Source organism: Psychroflexus maritimus, from assembly GCF_011089875.1.
In the GTDB taxonomy this organism is placed as follows: Bacteria; Bacteroidota; Bacteroidia; order Flavobacteriales; family Flavobacteriaceae; genus Psychroflexus; species Psychroflexus maritimus.
The window spans coordinates 1-288 of record NZ_JAANAS010000108.1 but is presented as its reverse complement, the minus strand read 5'-3'; the positions used below and the strand labels follow the sequence as shown (position 1 = coordinate 288).

Sequence of the window (288 nt, the reverse complement as noted above, 5' to 3'; positions counted from 1 at the left end):
GTTGAGCCGAGTCCGCAAATTCAAGATTTTGACGACTTACGGGCGTGTAGTGATAATCCGAATATTGCGGTATTTGATTTAACTCAGAATTCAAATTTAATTATCAGCAATCAAGAAAATGTTACTTTGACTTATCACCAAAGTTTAGCGAGTGCCGAAAATGGCACCAACGCTATTGCTTTCCCAGTGAATTATAACGGAATTGATGGTGAGTTCATCTATATCCGATTGGAAGGAGAAAATGCTTGTATTACGGCGTTTAATTCCGCTGAAGATAATCGATTCCAG

General features: G+C 38.5%; 1 protein-coding gene. It reads left to right on the top strand.

Features of this window, described 5'->3' with window-relative positions; all coding sequences use genetic code 11:
* On the top strand, window positions 1-288 hold a 288-nt coding region (locus tag G7034_RS11320; RefSeq protein WP_166401069.1), incomplete at both ends, for a hypothetical protein.